We start from the raw sequence: 20,810 nt of genomic DNA, 5'->3' as shown, positions 1-20,810 counted from the left end.
TTAGCTTATTATTAACCAAGTGATTAAATCAAAATTATCAAAATTAAATTTCTTTGAAATGTTACCTTCAATTTTGAGTTTTTCGAGTGTTTGCTTTGGATTGGTTTTTAATTTATTAATTAAATCTAATCCTGCATTTGATATTACTTCTATTTTAGTGCCGTCTTCTAATTCTTTTTCTGCTTTAGCTTGATTACTTATCCAAATTTTCAATGCATTACTTAATTTTTCGATGGCTTTAGTATCTCCACTTTCTACTTTTGGATCAATTGCTCTTGGTAAAGTATAATTTCTATTGAGTTGTTCTAGAATTACCTTTTGATTATTAGAAATTTGATTTCCTTGTAAATCAATATAAATTAACTCATATGAAAGATAACTCGTTTCTGGATTGTATTTTTTTTGTGCAGGATAACCCAAAAGCGAAATAATACCAGGTTGCATCTCTTTATTATTCTCAATTTTAATTCCAGAGAAAACACCATTAGGCATATTTTCAAATTCCTTTTTCTTTTGGTTTAGCATATTTTGTAATAGCTGACGGTAATTATCAAAAGAAAAATCATCAAATCCTAATGTTTGTTCGCCATCAATATCTTGCATTGTGGTTTCCATTTGACGTAACATATTGGCATTTTGTTGATCTTCAAGTTTGTCAGCTTCTGCTAATTCATTAAATTCATCTGTAAACTCATCAATAACCTCCGAGCCTGATATTTTCATTATAGCCATTCTTTTTTCAACTCTAGTTTTTAGATTGATATAAGCATCAATATCTTTAGCCGGCCAAAAATTGATAGTTTGAATTTCGCTATTTGGTGAGCCAATACGATCAATACGACCTACACGTTGAATAACACGAACTGGGTTCCAATGTATGTCATAATTAATAATCATATCAGCATCTTGCAAGTTTTGTCCTTCGCTTAATACATCGGTAGCGATTAGAATGTCTATTTGACTTTCTAATTTATCGAATGTTTTTGGTTCGTTGTCTTGAATGTATTTTTGCCATTCTTGATAACATTCTTCATCTGATAGATGAAGGCTTGATGGTTCAAAATTAGTCCAGTTTTTTTCTTTGAATAATTTAGTGTAAGGAGCAAAACGTTCTAAAACATTTTCGTGTTTTTTGTTGGATTTTGTTTCATTCCAAACTTTATTTTCATCACCAGAAACCATTGCTAAATTTGAAAATCCTCTACAAGTTAATTGGTCGAATAGATATTCAACAGTGTCTTTATATACCGAGAAAATAACAATTTTTTTATTGTTTGTTTTTTGCTTTTTGACGATAATAGCCAATAACTCGTCTAATTTAGTGTCAATAGATTTTAATTCTTTTTCGGGTTTGAATTTTTCTTCAAACTCTAATAAAGCTCTACGAATGTTCCCTAAAATAATTTTGTCATTATTAATTGCTTTTTTGAAATCATCGAGGTTATTAGCATCATCGATAGATTTTAGACTAATTGGAGTTTTCTTTCCTAAAGAAAGAGTGTCTAATAATTGTAATTCCTCTTCGTCTTGTTCCGTTAAAACATCATTTATAAATTCTACATCATCAATAATGACTGTTTGGTTTTTTTTAAGTTCTTGGTATTGATTTATTTTTTTAATAGCATTGTCGTGATGATGGTAAATTCTGTCAACTGTAATTTGAAAAGAACACCAAGAGCTTTCTAATCGTTTGAGCATTAAAATCATCATCATTTTTACAAGGAAATGCTCTCTTTGTACATCATTCTTTAATACTTCGTCTTTCTCTGCTTTAATTCCTTTTTTCTTCTTGTCTGCTTTTTCTTTAGCAAGTCTCTTTCGTTCCTCTTGAGAAATCGTATAATAAGATGGTTGGTAAGCCGATAAATTCAATTTGAAGTTATCCATAAATTCCGCAAAGTTTTCTACGTCGCCAAATTGAAGTGGAGTTTTGAATATATTTATCGGTTTTTTATGCTTAGGAAATGTAAGCGTGTTATCAAAATTAGCTTTAACATTTTTACGTGTTCTTGCTACTAACAAATGGTCAGTTAATCTAAAAAAGGCACTGTCTTTTATTTTGCTATGAAATTCTGATAGCTTTGCTCCAGGCTCAGCACTCCATTTATTAAATACAGTTTGAATTTCTCTAAAAGTACTTTCGATATTGTTTACATCTAAACTTTCTTTAAATCCTGTATTTTCGCCTTTAGTCATCAATTTGAATTGATTTCTAATGTCCTTGAATGAATTATTGATTGGTGTAGCCGATAGTAAAAGTATTTTTATATCGCCTTTGGATTGTTGTAAAATCTCTTCTATTAAATATTTGTAACGGCTGGATTTATCGTTTCTTAAATTGTGACTTTCATCTATGACAAGTAATTTAGATTTGTCGTTCAATAAGTATTGTAAGAAGCTATCTTTGAAGCCACCTTCTCTCAAATCTGTATGAAACTTTACATCAAAATCTAATTTGTCTTCTTCGAAAATTGAATTGTTTTTTTTGATGTATTGTTTCCAGTTTTGTTCTAACTTTTTAGGGCAAAGTAATAGAACATCTGCTTTGTGTTGAAACGACTTCATAACTGCTAATGCACTCCAAGTTTTACCCAATCCTACTGCATCAGCGAGTATAGCACCATTATATTTATTCAACATTCTGATAAGACTATTTACTCCGCCTTTTTGAAAATCGTAAAGCTTATTATAAACAACGGTGTCCTCTAATTTAATTAACTGTTTTTCAACTTCGGGATTGTCTTGTTCTTTATGGAATAATTCAAATAAGATTTTATAATAGATTTGTTCTGGTGTATAAATTTCAAAAAGTTTTGAGATTTCATCTATTAGATATTGTTTAAAATCTTTTTGCGTGAGTTTACCGTTTTCATCAATTAATGTTTTTTTAGAATGTGCTTGCGGTCTATCCCATAAATCATTGAACCAATCCAACAGCTCTTTGTATTGATTGTTATTACCTGTTTCGGCAATGTTTAACTCTACATTACTTGTTGTTTTTTGACCAATTCCAGCTTCGGTTAAATTAGAACTACCAGAAATAAAATAATGGTTTCTATCATCGTTTTTAGCCGTTTTTAAATACAGTTTTGCGTGACAAAAATTTGGTTCAAGTGTTTTAGCCACCACTTTATCTAATTTAAGAAAATTAACTGCTTCTTTTGCTAATTTGTTCAATTGAAAAGAAGTGTCAATATCAATGCTCTCATTTAATAGATTTAGTGCTTTTACCTTTTTATCAAAATTTACAATATCACCCAATACAAAACGATAGTTTTCAATTTTATCATTTGTACTTTTAGACAAATAAGCCAATGCTCCAATAGTAAAATATCCAGTAACTACATCTAGTGTTCCTTCTTCATTATATTTTGTAATCCATTCGTGGACTTTAAGTTTTTGGTTTTCGTTGTCTATTATCATTTGCTACAATAGTAAAAATATATTTTCCAAACCTACCAAAAATAAATCATTTTAACAATCTATCACTACGTAGTTCTACGGATATTTTGTAAACCTAAAACAAAAAAACTTTTTTACTTTACGGGTTTCCGTAATGGTATCAACTATTTTTTTGTATACGCTAACCGCCTTTTTCAATAGGAGAGAAGCATATTGGTTTTGTAATCCGCCAAATGTAGAGTATAGAATAATACAAAAACGGGAGGTTTCTACGGTATTTTCAAAAAAAAGCAAAAAAAAATGTCATTCCCGCGCAGGCGGGAACCCTCTAATAATCAAAAAAAAACTCTTCCCAATCATGAGAAGAGCCTTCAAATTAAACGAACATTAACCTCTTACGAAACATCAACAATATGAAGCACATTAAACTCCTCGTTTTTCAACGAATACTGCACCCCATTAACCGCTTGATAAAACGAAATCATAAGAACATAAATGTTAACACCAGTACCAGTAGGCATAGCCGCAGGAACCAACTCAATAGTGTTAGTCGTCAAATCAATCGGTAAATTCGTAACCGTTGACAAAACCAACTCACTCAAACCAGTCTCAAAATCAAGATTTAAAACCCCACATTGAAAACTAGCAAAGTTCGCACCCTCAGGAAAACGCAACTGTTCTGCCAGCATAATATTAGGGATTTCAACCTTTCCAGTCGCATTATCCAAAGTATAGTTGGCAAAAAGCACACTATCCAACGGCGCATTACTGTTAAAATCAAAACCAGTCAATTGCCTTTTTCCTTCCGGAGTAGCAATACCCAAACTAATAACGCGTTCACCTCTCGCCGAACTAGTGTCCAAATTCTTGATGGCAGACATCGTTTTCATCAGTCGGTTAGACAATCGAGAGTCTTTAGCCTTAAAGACCAAACTCCCAAGCGACAAACGCAACAGTTTACCCGCAGAAATGTTAGTGCTAAACTCACTCATGTTCTCACGAGTACGAACAAAATTAGGATCGTTTTCAATACGCTGTTTTGAAACACCACCTTTTTTTCTAAAAAAACTCTTACCTTCTCGGTTAAAGAAAGTCATGTTGTCATAACTACCTTGTAGATTGACAATACCATTTACTCTAGGCATACTAAAAAAATTTAAAATTAATATAACTTCATAACGCAAGAAGTTGATAACTAGTATTTTGCCCATTCCGAAAACGACAACTCTTGCAGTTTTTTGCACATTTATGTCACTTTTTGCCGATAATTAATAAAAAATTCCAATTCATTAATATAATAAAAAACTTATTTTTTCGTTTATACAAAAAATACAAAAGTTGTAGAGTGCGGTTAGAGTGCGGTATAAGTGCGGTATAAGTGCGGTACAGTTGCCACAAGACTGCCACAAGATTGCAACAAAAATAAAATAGAATAATAACCACTAAGAAAAAACAACATGAACAGGGTATGTGTTTACACAAAAGATGTCCAGATAATCACGGGCAAAAGCGAACGACAAAGTCGCCAAATCATCAAACAAATTAAACAACTAAACAACAAAGAAAAACACCAACTCGTCACACTACAAGAACTCTGTGACTACCTCGGCATCCAAATCAATACAGTACAACACCTCATCCGCTAACACAAACAAAACCCTTCCCAAAATCGCCCCAAACTCCCCAACTCACAACTCCCAACCACAACCCACAAACCAAACCCCAAAAAGAAAAGTAAACTATCCCTTTACTACATACCCCAAACGCCCTAATATAAAAATCATAGAAAACAAGGCAGAAGCGCAACGGCAGCGTTCCACGTGTTGAGCCTGCAAGGCGAACGGCTTGGGGCGTGGAGTGTAGCTTCAACGTAGTTTTCAAGATTTTAATATTGAGGCTTGACTTTTTGTTTCTTTTGGGTCAAGCCAAAAGAAAAGAACCCCAAAAGAAAAGTAAACTATCCCTTTACTACATACCCCAAACGCCCTAATATAAAAATCATAGAAAACAAGGCAGAAGCGCAACGGCAGCGTTCCACGAGTTGAGCCTGCAAGGCGAACGGCTTGGGGCGTGGAGTGTAGCTTCAACGTAGTTTTCAAGATTTTAATATTGAGGCTTGACTTTTTGTTTCTTTTGGGTCAAGCCAAAAGAAAAGAATAAAAAAAGACAAGTCAAACTTTCCCTTTACTACATACCCCAACCGCCCTAATATAAAAATCATAGAAAACAAGGCAGAAGCGCAACGGCAGCGTTCCACGAGTTGAGCCTGCAAGGCGAACGGCTTGGGGCGTGGAGTGCAGCTTCAACGTAGTTTTCAAGATTTTAATATTGAGGCTTGAATTTTTGTTTCTTTTGGGTCAAGCCAAAAGAAAAGAACCCCAAAAGAAAAGTAAACTATCCCTTTACTACAAACCCCAACCGCCCTAATATAAAAATCATAGAAAACAAGGCAGAAGCGCAACGGCAGCGTTCCACGAGTTGAGCCTGCAAGGCGAACGGCTTGGGGCGCGGAGTGCAGCTTCAACGTAGTTTTCAAGATTTTAATATTGAGGCTTGACTTTTTGTTTCTTTTGGGTCAAGCCAAAAGAAAAGAATAAAAAAAGACAAGTCAAACTTTCCCTTTACTACCCACCCCAATCGCCCTAATATAAAAATCATAGAAAACAAGCCAAAAGAAAAGAATAACAAAAAAAAAAATCAAACAAAACACTTTAGCACTTGTTAAACCCCAATACCCTTAACACACAACAAATAGAATACCCCTCAAAGACCGTCAACACCATCATTAACCGCTAACACCCTGATAATGTTGAAGAAATGATAACTCCTTTTTGTTCTTCACAAAGCACAATTATATGTTAATCCACAACATACTCCAACACTATTACCTAACTTTGTTTAAGTATTTAAATAAATAATTAAACAAAAAGAACAACATGAACGCAATTAAAAAAACAATGCTGTCGTTATTCGTAGTAGCCATGACTACAACAGGATGGGCACAAAAAGACAAGAACGTAGTAGAAAACGCTGTAGGCTCAAAAGACCACACTACACTAGTAGCAGCAGTAAAAGCCGCTGGACTAGTAGAAACACTAACTGGAAAAGGACCTTTTACCGTGTTTGCCCCAACCAATGCAGCCTTTGCTAAGCTACCAAAAGGAACAGTAGAAACACTATTGAAACCAGAGAACAAAGCAACACTACAAGCAATATTAACCTATCACGTAGTAGCAGGAAACATTGACAGCAAAGCTTTAGTAGCCGCTATCAAAAAAGGAAACGGAAAAGCAACAGTAACTACCGTACAAGGTGGTACTTTGGTTGCTACGCTAGATGGAAGTAATGTAATCATCACAGACGAGAAAGGAAACAAAGCTACTGTTACTGCAGTGGACATTTATTCGTCAAACGGTGTTATTCACGTATTGGATTCTGTGGTTTTACCTAAATAGTTTTTTGTTTTGCTATTGGAAAAATTCCCGCCTTGTGTGGGAATTTTTTTTGTTAAAAGAGTAGGAGTTGTTGGTTGTAGAATCGTACTTCTTCAATAAGCTTTCGCAAAGGGTTATTTGGACACGTTGTTTTTTTAACTAATTATTAATACTTGTTACCAACCCGAGTTGTTTATTTTTATTTACTTTTAGATTATGGAAAACAACACAAAAAAAGGTTTCTTTTTCAAGCCCTACGAAGCACCGTTTCAAACGCCTTTTGATAAACTGTTTGATGTTTTTAAAGAACTAATCACTTATACTTCAGGCGATTTTGACGAAGCCATTGATTGGTTGCGCCAGTTGGATGTAGAATACAAACTCACGGACGAGAACTATACCATTGACGACTTTATTGAAGATTTAAAGAAGAAAGGCTACATCCGCGAGGAACTAAAAGACGATGGAACGCAAGGCACAGGAATCACAGCTAAAACAGAACGGGCTATCCGCCAAAATGCCCTAGACCAGATATTCGGTAACTTGAAACGAGCCGGCAATGGCAATCACAAAACCAAGTATTCTGGCAGTGGCGACGAACAAACGGGTGATTTCAGAGAATACCACTTTGGCGACAGCCTAGAAAGTATTTCCCTCACGGAGAGTTTGAAGAATGCCCAAATCAATAACGGTTCCGAAGAGTTTCGCTTAACCGAGAATGATTTAATTGTAGAAGAAGCCAAGTTCAAAGCCCAAATGAGCACCGTGTTGATGATAGACATTAGCCACAGCATGATACTTTATGGCGAAGACAGAATTACACCTGCCAAGAAAGTAGCGATGGCACTAGCAGAACTCATCACGACACGCTATCCGAAAGATACGATTGATATACTGGTCTTTGGCAACGATGCTTGGCCTATTAGCATAAAGGAATTACCCTATTTGAAAGTTGGTCCTTATCATACGAATACTGTCGCCGGATTACAACTAGCGATGGACATGCTGCGCCGCAAAAGAAACACCAACAAACAAATCTTCATGATTACCGACGGCAAGCCAAGTTGCGTTCGGGAAAAGAATGGCGAGTACTACATGAACTCCAACGGACTAGACCAATACATAGTGGAACAATGCTACAACCAAGCGGCACAAGCCAGAAAGTTGCACATTCCCATCACTACGTTTATGATTGCCAATGATCCGTATTTACAGCAATTCGTCAACCGTTTCACCGAAGCCAACCAAGGAAAAGCGTTCTACACTGGATTGAAAGGTCTAGGAGAAATGATTTTTGAGGATTATGAAGCAAATAGGAAGAAGAGAGTGAAATAGTGGGCAGTTTCAGTGGTCAGTGGTCAGGTTTTAGTGATCAATTAGGAGTTGAGAGAATAGACAATACTTAGTGAACTTTGCGTAAAACCTTAGTGAACTTTGTGGTTAAATAAAAACAATAAAAAACATTCATGAAAATAGAAAACATAACAACCTTCGGGGAATTAAAGAAAACAGGATATACCTCTAAACGCATTAAAGACGAGTTGAGAGACAACTTGCGAACCAAGATAAAAGCAGGTGAAACTACCTTTGATGGTGTGCATGGATTTGAGAATAGTGTTATTCCAGAGTTGGAGCGCGCTATTTTGTCTAGACACAACATCAATTTATTAGGTTTGCGAGGTCAAGCCAAAACACGTTTAGCAAGAAAGATGGTGGAGTTGTTGGACGAGTACATTCCCGTTGTAGCTGGTTCAGAGATTAATGATGATCCATTCCATCCTATTTCACGCTTTGCAAAAGATTTGCTAGCAGAGAAAGGTGATGCTACCCCAATTACTTGGTTGCACAGAAGTGAACGTTTCTCAGAGAAACTCGCCACACCTGATGTTACCGTTGCCGATTTGATTGGTGATGTTGATCCCATCAAAGCGGCTAACTTAAAACTGTCCTATGCTGATGATAGAGTTATTCATTTTGGTATGATACCAAGAGCTAACCGTTGTATCTTTGTTATCAACGAATTACCCGATTTACAAGCCCGAATTCAAGTAGCGTTGTTCAATATTCTACAAGAAGGCGATATACAAATCCGTGGGTTTAAACTCCGTATGCCATTGGACATGCAGTTTGTGTTTACCGCCAATCCAGAAGATTATACCAACCGTGGAAGCATTGTCACACCATTGAAAGATAGAATTGGTTCCCAAATATTGACTCACTATCCTGAAACAGTAGCCATTGCAAGAACCATCACCCAACAAGAAGCTCGCCTAAACGAAGAACAATCAGATGCGGTGTATGTGCCTAGTTTAGCCAAAGATTTAATAGAACAAATAGCGTTTGAAGCTCGAGAAAGCGATTATATCGATAACAAAAGTGGTGTGAGTGCTAGAATGACTATCACAGCATTTGAAAACCTGATTAGCACAGCCGAACGAAGAGCTTTAAAAGCAGGAAATGATACAACAACAGTTCGTTTATCTGACTTTATGGGTATTATTCCAGCACTTACGGGCAAAGTAGAATTAGTTTATGAAGGCGAGCAAGAAGGAGCAGCTGCGGTGGCACAACATTTAATTAGTGATGCCATTCATACCTTCTTTCCTGCTTATTTTCCAAAAATAGAAAAGCTAGAACGTGATGCTGATTCAAGTCCGTATGCCAAAGTTCTTGAATGGTTCTTTGCCGAAACCGGTTTTGAACTACTTGACGATGCTTCGGATGAGGAATATAGAAAACAGTTGGATGCCATTGAGCCACTAACTGACTTGTTAGAAAAATACCAACCAAGCATTGCACCAGCCGATGTCTATTTCTTTAAGGAATTTGTACTCTGGGGTTTAGTTGAATATGATAAATTGAGTAAAGATAGAGTAGATGTAGGCTATCAGTTTAAAGACTTGTATAGTAGTTATATCAATAAGCTAAAATAAGATTTGGTTGTGTAGTTTGATGTGGTGTTGCTAGTATTTGCTACTATTTTTTCATTTTTCATTTGCAACTTTAACAATAATACCTATATTTGCACCCACAAAAAAGGCCTCGTGGCGCAACTGAATAGCGCATCTGATTACGGCTCAGAAGGTTACTGGTTTGAATCCAGTCGAGGTCACTTAAGAATGGAAAGCTCTGATGTCAATCAGAGCTTTTTTTGTATCCAAACGTGTTGTTGTGCTTGCTTGTAAAAGAAGTTTCGACACAAAAAAAGTCTGCACTTATTGATGCAGACTTTTTTTTATTTAGTTATTTTCTTGTCTATTGCCCTTGAAGTAACATAATACCGCCAAGCAATAATAGCCAGTTGCCATTTCTTTGCTTTTGAAACATCCAGTTGCTGCTTAGTGAAGCTAGGCAAAAGGAGTTTGTTGAGTTTAGCTAGTAGTTTATACATGTTGCAAATATAGAAAGGTTAGTTATTAATTTTTAATGATTAATAAAAAATAGAATAGTAAAGGGAATTTAGTATCTCACTAAAAAATCAATCATTTAACATTAATCATTTAACATCAATCATTTAACATTAATCATTAAAAATTCACCTTTCAAAAACTATCCTTTAACTCGGTTCATTTCATTCTCTGCACCATTGGAATTGTATTGTTTTTTTGGTGCAAACGATTTCCCAAAGCCATACGTAAATGTCATCGCTACAAAGCGACTATCGAGTTTGTTGGTCCAGTTGGCTTCGGTGTTTTGTAGGTTTTTAATAATTCCGTTGTTCATGTTGGAATAGAAAATATCATTAGCCGATAGTTTGATAGTGGCTTTGTCCTTCAGTAGCTTTTTCTGGATACCAAAGTTGATATTGGAACGCGACAATAGAACAAACTGAGCAGAAACGATATCCGTTTGATACGTTCCGCTTAGTTCGGCTGACCAACCTTTGTTGAACTTAAAGCTATTATTCATAGAGAAAAACCAAAACGTTCCCGATGAGTTCAGTTCTTCGGTGTAGAGCTGGCTTTTAAATTTACTATGAGTTAGTTCATTATAAGCATTCGCTGACCACCATTGCGTTAACGTTAGTTGTAGATTGGCATTGATACTGAAAAACTCGCTTTTACCAATGTTTCCTGGACGACTGTAATAAATTCCGTCGTTGATTTCGATTGTTTCATTAATATCATCTTTAGAAGAACCATAACTTAGCGTTGTAGAAAATATCCCTTTGTAGCGATAAGACAGTTCATAATTGTTAGCGAACGATGGATTTAAGAACGGATTTCCAGAATAGAATGTAAACTTATCCAACGGACTAATAAATGGATTTAAGTCTTGAAAATAAGGTCTGTTAATTCGTCTTCCATAATTAGCAACTAACTGATTATTGCCAATAGAATCCAGTTTGTATTCTACATAAACCGTTGGGAATAAATTGGTATAGTTTCTCTTGAATTTTGATGGAGCTTGTTCTATGTTTCCCAATTGATTTCCTCTTGACTCTGTATTTTCCAAGCGCAAACCGGTTTGGAAACCAAAACGCTTGTAGTTAGTATTGAAATTGACATACGCCGCATTGATTATCTCGTCATACTTAAAGTGATTGCTTGTTGCATAATTCGGGATTTCCACACCATTAACAACATCTCTATAATCGGCAATGTTATCGGTTTTGGTATAGCTGACTTTGTAACCCGTTTCGAAAGTACTACCGTTTTTAAAAGGCAAAGTATAATCAGTTTTCAAGGCATAAATATCCAAGTCAGAAGGTAAGAAGCCTTTCAATTGGTCTTGGCTAGATAACGAATTGTCTGGTTGATAGACGAAATTGTTGAATAGTTGTTTGCTCGACGTATCATATTTTAGATAATCCAAATCCATTGTTATGCGTTGTCCTAAACTGTCTAATTCATGGCGAAGATTGAAGTTAATACCGCCGTTTTTAAACTTTTGCTTATTTAAATTGTTCGCCACGATAGAAGAGTCCAATACCAAATTAGCATCAGTCACTTCACTTCGAACATCTGAGAATTGGTTGTTGCTTCTTAAAACCCCAGTCAATCCAAACCCAATTGTGGTTTTATCAGAAGCGTAATAATCCATTCCTACTCGAGCATTCGTTGATTTTACTTTGGTATCGATAAAACTGTTTTGATAAAACAAGCTGTTTGTTGAGCCATCATTGTTTTTAAATTTTCTAAAAATGAATAAGTCGTTGATAGGATTTTGTTGGGCATAACCCACGTTTCCAAAGACACGGATTTTGTCTTCCATATAATTGAAGTTTATTCCTTGTCGGTTTCCGCTACGTTTTCCTTGAGAAAAACGCGAAGTCAAGTTAGCGTTAAATCCTCGAGATTTTGTTCGCTTGGATACGATATTGATAATTCCTGCACCACCAGCGGCATCATATTTTGCTGGCGGATTGGTTATTAATTCTATTTTATCTAATGTACTTGCCGGAAGTGATCTCAGATAGGCTTCCAATTCAGCACCAGAAAGATAGGTTGGTTTGTCGTCAATAAACACTTGAACACCCGATTTTCCTTTGAAGGTAATCGTACCGTTTTGATCTACTATAATACCCGGTGATTTTTCTAAAACATCCATAGCATCGCCACCAGCAGCAGTGATAAAAGCATCTACGTTGACCACTGTTCTGTCGATTTTGTTTTCTACAAAAGGCTTTTTCTTGGTTACAACCACTTCATTCAAATTGGTCGCTGATTTTGATGTTAAAAGAATAGGAGCGAGTTTTGCCAATGGATTAGCAGCATCTAAACTAATAGTTTCGCTTTGGTAAGGCGAATATTCCATATCATCGATAACGACTTTATAGTTTCCTACTTTTAGATTTTGAATAGAAAAGTTTCCATCAGCATCCGTAATTTCAATTTTAGCTACCGAATTGTCTATAGCATTGGTTATCGTAATTTGAATGGAAGGTAAAGCTCTAGTGTCTTTGTCGGTAATTTTTCCAGTGATGCTGAAACCATTTTGAGCCGATACTTTGGTTGCAAATAGTAGCAGAAAAGTAGCGATGATTAGTGATGTTTTGGTCATGGTTGATTGTTGTTGATTGATGATGATTGGGCATAAAAAAAGCCACATTAAGATTAGTGGCTTTTCATTATAAAAAGTTACAAGGTGTTATGCTTTTTTGACTTTTAGGGTAGTTTTTTTCTTTTCTACTTCTTTTTTAGGTTGTTCAGATTCATCAGTTGTTTTATCAATTTCTTCAACCTTTTTTTCTTCTTTATTTTCAAAACTTTTTTGTCTATCTTTTAATTCGTCCAATTGTTTTTGAATTTGTTGTAGTTCTTCTGAAAAATCTTGATTTCCTCTGTAGTTAAATTGTTTGAAACCACCATTTCCGCCTAAATCTTCTTTACTTCTGTTCAAGATTTCATCAATTTCTTCTTTTGAATAGTCATTTCCTCCTTCAATAACTTTTCCGTCTTCTATTACTAAAGGTTCGCGGTCATCTCTTTTTATTATAGTTCTTGATTTGAAGTTGATTTTATCTTTTTCAGATGAATTTGGAAGATAATCTAAACCATAAATTATATCATCTTCATTATTGAAATTTGCAAATGGATTAAATTGACTAAATGCGTTTTCTGGTTCACCAAAGCCAATTTCGTCGTCTTGTTTAAAGAATTTGATGGTAGAAATTGGTTTATTGTTTTTATAACTCAATGATCCTTTATTTCCGTTTTTGTCTTCAAAAGAAACATCAATAGCGGTAATTTCTCTTTTTTCGTTACGTTTTACGTTGGAATATTTGATAGTCACACCGTATTCTGCTAACGCTTTGATATCGTCTTTCATTTCTTGTTCTGGCGTAGTTTTATTCCAAGTCATGACAATGTTTTCTTTGGATGGTTTTTTATTCCATGTAAAGGATTTACTGCTAGTTTGAGCAAAACTAAAAATAGAGGTTAACACTAAGGCAACGGCTAAATTCAATTTGTTTTTCATAATATAAAATAGTTTTAAATTAATACATTATTTTTCAATTCAAACTTAGAAAGTTTACTAATTAGTAAGTGAAGGATTTGCAAAAATTTAACTTTTAGGCTTATCTTCTAGCTTTTCCTTTTTCACTTTTTTCAGCCATTTTAGCTTCTAGTTTTGCAGCATAGATTTCCATTTCCTTTTCGAAAGCTTCCATCTTTTTTTCAAAGGCTTCCATTTCTTTTTCGAACGGTTTCATCTGTTCGTCAATGTTTGCCATTTTTTCTGCATAAGCTTCAATTTCGGGCTCTAAAGCTTCCATTTTTTTCTCGAACTCTTCCATTTTTTTCTCAAACTTTTTCCATTCTTTTTCATTGTTTAATGGTGTTCCAGATGGAGGAGTTGGAGGCGATGGCATGTTTGGAAAAGGAGCGACATCTACTCTTATTACTGGTGCAACAGGTGCTACTGGCGCTACAGGAGGAACTGGAAAATCAGCGTCATATTCGTAATTATAAGCATAAGTTTCATCACCATTATCGCCTTCGCTATTATCATCATTTTCCTCAGAACCTAATTGGTCTAATTGTGCCAAACGAATATTTGAGTTTCTAGTGTCTTGTGTTTTTATTGCAATTGCGTTTTTAGTTTGATAGACTACTATTGTATCTATTGGTTCGCTGCTGTTGATGTGTGAACTACTTTTGTTACCATCTTTACTTTTGCAATCAATTTTGATACCTGTAATTTCCCCATTTGAATTTCTTTTTACCTTAGAGAATTTCACGATTGTACCAGTAGAATTCTTCAACCTCTCGGCTTCAATTTTCATTTCGGTGTCCGTAGTGTTTTTGTTGATTTTAATTCCGTTTGTTGGGTTATTAGATTGTTTTAGTTGGGAATAACTACTTTCTTTTTCTTGCGCAATAGTCTGAATTTGAAATAGTAATACAAAGCCAATTAAAGCTGGAATGATGATTGCATACTTTAATGAATTTCTTTTGTTGGATTGATTTTTGTTTAACATAACGATTCGTTTTTTGATTAATGATTGATAAAAATTATTGGTAATGGATAGGCAGTTTTGATTAGAAACTACTTTTAATAAAGCGCGTTGGTACGACTTTTTGTCTTCAAGTTGTTGCATTGCTTTTTGGTCAGCGATGTATTCAAGATTTTGGATGATTGCTTTTTTGTACAGCCAAACAAACGGATTGAACCAAAACACGATGCAGAATGTTTTTGCAATTAAAACATCTATGGAATGTTTTTCTTGGCTGTGTATTTTTTCATGTAAAAGAATACTTTTTAGCTCGTCTGATGTGTACAAATTTGGGTTTACAACAATATAATTAAAGAACGAAAAAGGAGCGATGTTTTCATTTAAGTTAACTAATTTAAATTGTTCTTTTTTAACAACTTGCTGTTGGTAAAGCATTCGATACAGTGAAATCAAACTAAGCACAATTTTACTCACTAAAAGGAATGCAACTAAAACATAACCCAAACAAAGTAATTGTATCCAATCGAATGCTTCAACAGCGGTGTTAGTGCTACTGATTACAGGTGATTGTTGCGAATAAGCAACAAGATCATCCATAGTATATTTTGGTCGTTCTACATAAACGACTTTCTTGATAAAAAACAAAGGCAATAGGAGTGAAGTAATCAATCCTGACAATAAAAACCAGCGATTGTTATCGAAAAAAGTTTCTTTTCTTACTAAGAAGTAATATGCCAAATAGAACATGGCTATCAATCCGCTGGATTTCAATAAGTAGATAAAAAGTGTTTCCATAGTTTGTTAATTAAAAATTGAGAATTAAGAATTAAAATGTCTATCATCTTTTCTCTATTATCTATCTTCTTTCTTCTCTATAATCGCTAATATTTCGCGAAGTTCCTCTGCAGAAATCTTTTCTTCTTCCGCAAAAAAGGAAACAAGGTTTTTATACGAACTATCAAAATAATTTTCGATTGCTGTATTCATAAAGCGTTTTCTATAGTCTTCCATTTGAACAATGGGAAAGTACTGATGTGTATTTCCAAAAGCATTGTGACTTACAAATCCTTTATCTTCAAGGTTTCTAATGATGGTTGATAGTGTATTGTAATGCGGTTGGTCTTCTGTTATTTCTGCCATTACTTCTTTTACGAAAGCTTTTTCAAGTTTCCATAAAATTTGCATAATTTCCTCTTCTTTGTTTGTTAACTTTTGCATAGTCATTATCATGTTATATTCGACATGACAAACCTATAACTATATTTTTAGTTACGCAACTATTTTTATAGTTATTTAACTATTTTTTAAGAGAGTTGTTTTATAGCTCGTTCTTTTTGAATGAGTTGATAGGTTAGGATGCCCAGTATTGTTCCAATAACACCAATAATTCCCATCAATATCCAATTGGAAAAATAGCTGTAATTGTCAATCATTTGCATTCCTATTTTTGGACTAAGGATATGAGCCAAACTAAAACTCATTGTATAAATGGCCATGTATCTTCCTTCGTGTCCTTTTGGAGCGCGACTTAATGCTACTGAATTAGAGAATGGAAAAGAGAACATTTCGGCAAAAGTCATGAACACCATCATGATGATTAGTATGCTAACAAACTGTGTAAAGAGTAACATAAAAAAACTAATTGCCATTAAAAGACAACCCAAGCTGACTACTTTAACCTTATCAATATTTTTTCGTTCTACATAACTCACGATGGGCATTTCAAGAAAGAAAATTAGAATTCCGTTCATGGTTAGTAATAAACCGGTTTGGAATTCGGTTAAACCAAATTGTTCTTTGTGATAGAGTGGAATAGTATTGAATAGTTGAAAAAATAAAATTCCTGTAATTAAGCAAGTAGCTAGAAACATCCAAAACGGTTTGTCTCTAAAAACGGATGTAGTCAATACTTCGCCTGGATGTTTTTTATCTTGAAAAGATGATTTCTTTTTTTCTTTTACTAAAAACCAAAATACTAAAATAGCAAGAATACAAGTAGCACCATCTACCCAAAATAAACCTTCGTAACCAACACCCATAATAATTAATCCGCCCAAAGCTGGTCCAGCTGCAAAACCAAGATTGATGGCTAAACGAACTAAGGTTAAGGCACGTGTACGATTTTCGGGTTTTGCATACGCGCCAAGCGAAACAAACATGGCAGGACGAAACATATCGGCAATACTCATCAGCACAAACATCCCAACGCAAAGACCAATAAAACTTTTGATGTAAACCAACAAAAACATTCCTAATCCGCTTACGAGTAAACTGAAAATCATAATCCGATAGAAACCAATCTTGTCGCTAAGTTTTCCGCCAAGCCACGAACCAAGGAACGATCCAGCACCAAAACACATCAATATAGTTCCAATTTCATCATAGTCAAATCCTAAATCTTCTTTTAAATATTTAGATAAAAAAGGCAAAACCATTGTTCCCGCTCGATTGATGAAGGTGATAATGGTTAGTATCCAAATTTCTCTTGAAAAACCTTTGAAGTTATTGATGTAGCGTTGAAAAGCTTTTTGTAGCATGATGATTGATTGATAAAGCAAATTTACAAAGTTCTATTTGACTTTATGCTTCCCATCGTAGTACTTTTTGAACTATTTTTGTTGAAAATCCAAAAGCATGAAATCGTTATTTTTAGTCCTACTTATTGCAAACAGTTTTTTAGTATCTGCGCAAGAAAAAGCCAATCAAACAGCACAGGAATTTCAAGACGAACTTAATTTAAATTTTGCAGATAAAGAGAAAAGTCCTTTGATGGAAGAAGATTTGAAGGCGTTTTCTAAACTCGATTTCTTTCCAATATCAGAAGAATTTATAATTAAAGCTAAATTCATTCGTACTCGAAAAGAAAAACCTTTTGAGATGAAAACAACCACTGAACGACTTCCTGTTTATAAAAAATATGGTGAGTTGCATTTTAGTTTTGATAGCAAAACCTTCAAATTAAATGTCTATCAAAATTTGGATTTAATAAAAAAAGAAGGCTATGAAGATTATCTTTTCCTTCCTTTTTCGGACACAACTAATGGAAATGATACTTATATTGGCGGAAGATATATTGACTGTCATATTCAAAAAGACCTTGAATGGACAATAGATTTTAACAAAGCTTACAATCCGTATTGCGCCTATAACTATAAGTATTCATGCCCAATTGTTCCGTTGGAAAATGATTTGCCTATTGCGATTAAAGCTGGTGTTAAAAAATTCCATGACTGATGAAGTTTTATAATTTACACACACACAAATTCACTAATAATCCGAATGTATTTGAGTTGGTTAACCAATATCCTTGGGAATTTGATGCCGCAATTCTGCAGTATTCCATTGGTATTCATCCGTGGTACATCAACGAAAATCGATTAACTTCTGATTTACAAATTATTGAAGAAAAGCTAAAATTATCGGAATGTTTAGCTTTAGGTGAATGCGGTTTAGACAAAAGAATTGATATTCCAATAGCGTTACAAATTGAAGTTTTTGAGAAACAAATAACTTTGGCAGAAAAGTATCAAAAGCCGTTGGTTTTGCATTTGGTTGCCGCTTTTGATGAGTTAATTGAAATTAAAAAACGCCTTAACATTTCCGTTCCACTAATTATTCATGGATTTTCTAAAAGTGAACAACTTGCCAAACAACTCATTGATAATGGTTTTTGTCTTTCTTTTGGAAAATATTTACTTCGTAATAAAGAAATGGAAACCGTTTTTAAATCAATACCAAACGACCGTTTTTTTCTTGAAACCGATACTATTAATGAAACTCTGGAAGAAGTTTATGAAATAGCGGCAAGTTGTAAAGGCATAACAGTTGCGGAGTTACAGAAACTGGTTGAAGTTAATTGGAAACGAGTAATAGGATAACTTATTACAGATTAAACTCTTAAAACACCTCTAAAACCTCTTACGGCATAATACGATTGTGCACCATTGTGGTAAATAAAAATATGACCATAACGACAATCACCAAAAATAGCTCCACCAAGTTTTCTTATCGGTTCGGGAGTTTTTAGCCAACTAGAAGTTTTGGTATCGAAATTGCCTAGTTTTTGCAGTTTTCGGTATTCTTCTTCGGACAGCATTTCAATTCCCATTTGGTTTGCCATATCCATTGCATTGTTTTCGGGTTGAAATTCTTTTCTAGAAATTTGTCCTTCATAATCATAACAGGTACTTCGTCTTCCTTTTGGACTTTCGGGTGAGCAATCGTAAAAGTTATACTCGTTAGTGTTTTCATCAAAAGCAACAACATCGGGTTCGCCACCTGTTTTTTCCATTTCGTTTAGTGACCAAAGTTTTTGTGGATTATCTAGAAGTTTTTCCTCTACAGCATTCCAATCAATATTTTGGTGACGTTTTATATTCTTATCGAACCGCAATTTTAGAATTTGAATTAATTCGGTTTGTTGTTCTGTAGATAATTGTTTTTTCATGATTTTAACTTTAAACAATTTTGATGAAAATGATAATGATGAAATCAAATTTACTTTTTTTTGTAATTTCTTGGAAAATTTATTGTTAGAAATTTTCATAAAATAGATTGACAGATAAGTGAAGTGAAGTCATTTTAATTTTAGTTATTTTTGCAACTTTAAAATACAAATGTACTATGGCAAAGTGGCAAGAAAGAGCAGAATTATTGTTCAAACCAGAAGGATTAAATAATTTAAAAAATGCAAATGTTTTAGTAGTTGGAGTTGGTGGCGTTGGATCATTTGCTGCCGAATTTTTAGCTCGAGCAGGCGTTGGAAATCTTACGATTGTTGACGGCGATGTAGTTGATATTACCAATATTAATCGTCAATTGCCAGCATTGCATTCTACCGTTGGATTTTCAAAAATTGATGTAGTCGGCAATCGATTATTGGATATAAACCCAGAGTTAAATTTGACGAAAGTCCAAGAATTTTTATCGCCAGAACGTGCCTTTGAAATCGTTGACGAAAAATACGATTACGTTTTAGATTGCATTGATAGTGTTACACCAAAATTAAATTTGATAATTGGAGCCAAACGCAAACGAGTAAAAATCATCTCAAGTATGGGCGCAGGCGGAAAAATGGAAGCTTCAAAAGTAAAAGTTGCCGATATAACCAACACAATAAATTGTATGTTTGCCAAAACCATCAGAAGACGATTAAAAGAACACAAAATCGATAAACTAAAAGTGGTTTTCTCTTCAGAAATTCAGGATGAAAGCAGCTTAAAAATGACTGATGGTTCTAATTATAAAAAATCATTTTACGGAACAAATAGTTATATGCCAGGACTTTTTGGGTTGTATATGGCAGAAACTGTGATTAGATATATTATTAAAAAAGGTTAGAAGTTTAAAGTATAGGAGTTTAAAAGAAATTCCAAAACTCATAAACTTTTAACCTCATAAACTCATAATCAAAAAAAATGATACAAACCGTAATATTCGACATGGATGGCGTAATAGTTGATACGGAACCCGTTCATCATTATGCATATAATCAGCATTTTAAACAATTGAATATCATAGTTTCTCCAGAAATGTATGCTTCGTTTACTGGAAATTCCACCAAAAATATCTATGAGCGTTTGAAAGAAGCTTATAATTTAGAAGATGATGTTCCAACTTTAGTTGAAATTAAAAGAAACTTATTCAACGACGCTTTTGACAACAAAGAAGATTTGTATTTGTTGGATGGAGTAGAAGATTTGATTAAAGATTTATACAGTAACGGAATGCAATTGGTTTTGGCTTCTTCATCTGCAAATGTTACTATTGAGCGTATTTTTAATCGATTTAATTTGCATCAATATTTCACTCATAAAGTATCTGGTGAAGATTTTCCGAAGTCGAAACCACATCCAGCTATTTTTTTAAAAGCAGCCGAATTGGCTCAAACTCCAGTAGAAAATTGCATCGTAATTGAAGACAGCACCAACGGAATTCAAGCAGCAAAATCGGCCGAGATTTATTGCATTGGTTATGATAGTTTTCATTCTAAAATGCAAGATTATTCTAAAGCGGATAGAGTGATTAGTCATTTTAATGAATTGGATTTCAATACTATAAAAAATATAAAATAA

The 20,810-nt window shown here is 34.2% G+C and carries 16 protein-coding genes and 1 tRNA gene; 8 read left to right on the top strand and 9 right to left on the bottom strand.

The window, feature by feature from the left end; translation table 11 throughout:
* Together BC748_RS13500 and BC748_RS13495 are read right to left on the bottom strand one after the other, a co-directional pair.
* Positions 1-3,423 carry a helicase-related protein gene (locus tag BC748_RS13500; protein WP_133534025.1) on the bottom strand — a complete coding sequence of 1,141 codons (3,423 nt, stop codon included), beginning with the start codon at positions 3,421-3,423 and terminating at the stop codon, positions 1-3.
* Positions 3,424-3,797: 374 nt separating this feature from the next.
* Positions 3,798-4,646, bottom strand: coding sequence for a hypothetical protein (locus tag BC748_RS13495; RefSeq protein ID WP_133534024.1), 849 nt, complete (start codon positions 4,644-4,646; stop codon positions 3,798-3,800).
* Between the two features lie 1,713 nt (positions 4,647-6,359).
* Between BC748_RS13495 and BC748_RS13485 the strand changes: the two genes are divergently transcribed.
* The 4 genes from BC748_RS13485 to BC748_RS13470 all read left to right on the top strand — a co-directional run bounded on the left by BC748_RS13485 (position 6,360) and on the right by BC748_RS13470 (position 9,948).
* Positions 6,360-6,857 carry a fasciclin domain-containing protein gene (locus tag BC748_RS13485; RefSeq protein WP_246014045.1) on the top strand — a complete coding sequence of 166 codons (498 nt, stop codon included), beginning with the start codon at positions 6,360-6,362 and terminating at the stop codon, positions 6,855-6,857.
* A 195-nt stretch (positions 6,858-7,052) separates the two neighbouring features.
* Positions 7,053-8,171 carry a vWA domain-containing protein gene (locus BC748_RS13480; protein ID WP_133534021.1) on the top strand — a complete coding sequence of 373 codons (1,119 nt, stop codon included), beginning with the start codon at positions 7,053-7,055 and terminating at the stop codon, positions 8,169-8,171.
* Positions 8,172-8,302: 131 nt separating this feature from the next.
* On the top strand, positions 8,303-9,769 hold the full coding sequence (locus BC748_RS13475; RefSeq protein WP_133534020.1) for a MoxR family ATPase: 1,467 nt from the start codon (positions 8,303-8,305) through the stop codon (positions 9,767-9,769).
* Between the two features lie 105 nt (positions 9,770-9,874).
* Positions 9,875-9,948 (top strand) — tRNA-Arg (locus tag BC748_RS13470).
* A gap of 123 nt (positions 9,949-10,071) precedes the next feature.
* Here BC748_RS13470 and BC748_RS14315 read toward each other — a convergent pair.
* The 6 genes from BC748_RS14315 to BC748_RS13440 all read right to left on the bottom strand — a co-directional run bounded on the left by BC748_RS14315 (position 10,072) and on the right by BC748_RS13440 (position 17,273).
* The gene (locus BC748_RS14315; RefSeq protein WP_133534019.1) at positions 10,072-10,227 is read right to left on the bottom strand and encodes an SsrA-binding protein; all 156 of its coding nucleotides are present in this window, start codon (positions 10,225-10,227) and stop codon (positions 10,072-10,074) included.
* Positions 10,228-10,385: 158 nt separating this feature from the next.
* Positions 10,386-12,887: an outer membrane beta-barrel protein gene (locus tag BC748_RS13460; RefSeq protein WP_133534018.1), complete on the bottom strand. Its 2,502-nt coding sequence runs from the start codon at positions 12,885-12,887 to the stop codon at positions 10,386-10,388.
* 39 nt (positions 12,888-12,926) lie between these two features.
* Positions 12,927-13,757: a hypothetical protein gene (locus BC748_RS13455; protein ID WP_133534017.1), complete on the bottom strand. Its 831-nt coding sequence runs from the start codon at positions 13,755-13,757 to the stop codon at positions 12,927-12,929.
* 100 nt (positions 13,758-13,857) lie between these two features.
* Positions 13,858-15,531, bottom strand: coding sequence for a M56 family metallopeptidase (locus tag BC748_RS13450; RefSeq protein ID WP_133534016.1), 1,674 nt, complete (start codon positions 15,529-15,531; stop codon positions 13,858-13,860).
* Between the two features lie 57 nt (positions 15,532-15,588).
* The gene (locus BC748_RS13445; RefSeq protein WP_133534015.1) at positions 15,589-15,954 is read right to left on the bottom strand and encodes a BlaI/MecI/CopY family transcriptional regulator; all 366 of its coding nucleotides are present in this window, start codon (positions 15,952-15,954) and stop codon (positions 15,589-15,591) included.
* Positions 15,955-16,040: 86 nt separating this feature from the next.
* A complete protein-coding gene (locus BC748_RS13440) occupies positions 16,041-17,273 on the bottom strand; it encodes an MDR family MFS transporter (protein ID WP_133534014.1) in 1,233 nt (410 codons plus the stop codon).
* 97 nt (positions 17,274-17,370) lie between these two features.
* Between BC748_RS13440 and BC748_RS13435 the strand changes: the two genes are divergently transcribed.
* Positions 17,371-17,970: a DUF1684 domain-containing protein gene (locus BC748_RS13435; RefSeq protein ID WP_133534013.1), complete on the top strand. Its 600-nt coding sequence runs from the start codon at positions 17,371-17,373 to the stop codon at positions 17,968-17,970.
* Positions 17,970-18,614: a TatD family hydrolase gene (locus tag BC748_RS13430; protein ID WP_133534012.1), complete on the top strand. Its 645-nt coding sequence runs from the start codon at positions 17,970-17,972 to the stop codon at positions 18,612-18,614. Before BC748_RS13435 ends, BC748_RS13430 begins: the two co-directional genes overlap by 1 nt.
* Before the next feature lie 11 nt (positions 18,615-18,625).
* On the opposite strand, the gene BC748_RS13425 is transcribed toward BC748_RS13430, so the two are convergent.
* Complete coding sequence (locus BC748_RS13425; protein WP_133534011.1) at positions 18,626-19,183, bottom strand: DUF4256 domain-containing protein; 558 nt, start codon at positions 19,181-19,183, stop codon at positions 18,626-18,628.
* Between the two features lie 176 nt (positions 19,184-19,359).
* Here BC748_RS13425 and BC748_RS13420 point away from each other — a divergent pair, with 176 nt between their 5' ends.
* Positions 19,360-20,076, top strand: coding sequence for a tRNA threonylcarbamoyladenosine dehydratase (locus tag BC748_RS13420; RefSeq protein ID WP_133534010.1), 717 nt, complete (start codon positions 19,360-19,362; stop codon positions 20,074-20,076).
* A 77-nt stretch (positions 20,077-20,153) separates the two neighbouring features.
* The gene (locus BC748_RS13415; protein WP_133534009.1) at positions 20,154-20,810 is read left to right on the top strand and encodes an HAD family hydrolase; all 657 of its coding nucleotides are present in this window, start codon (positions 20,154-20,156) and stop codon (positions 20,808-20,810) included.

This window comes from Flavobacterium dankookense, from assembly GCF_004362665.1.
GTDB lineage: Bacteria > Bacteroidota > Bacteroidia > Flavobacteriales > Flavobacteriaceae > Flavobacterium > Flavobacterium dankookense.
Note: the sequence above shows the minus strand (reverse complement) of the source record. Positions and strands in the feature narration are given on the sequence as shown.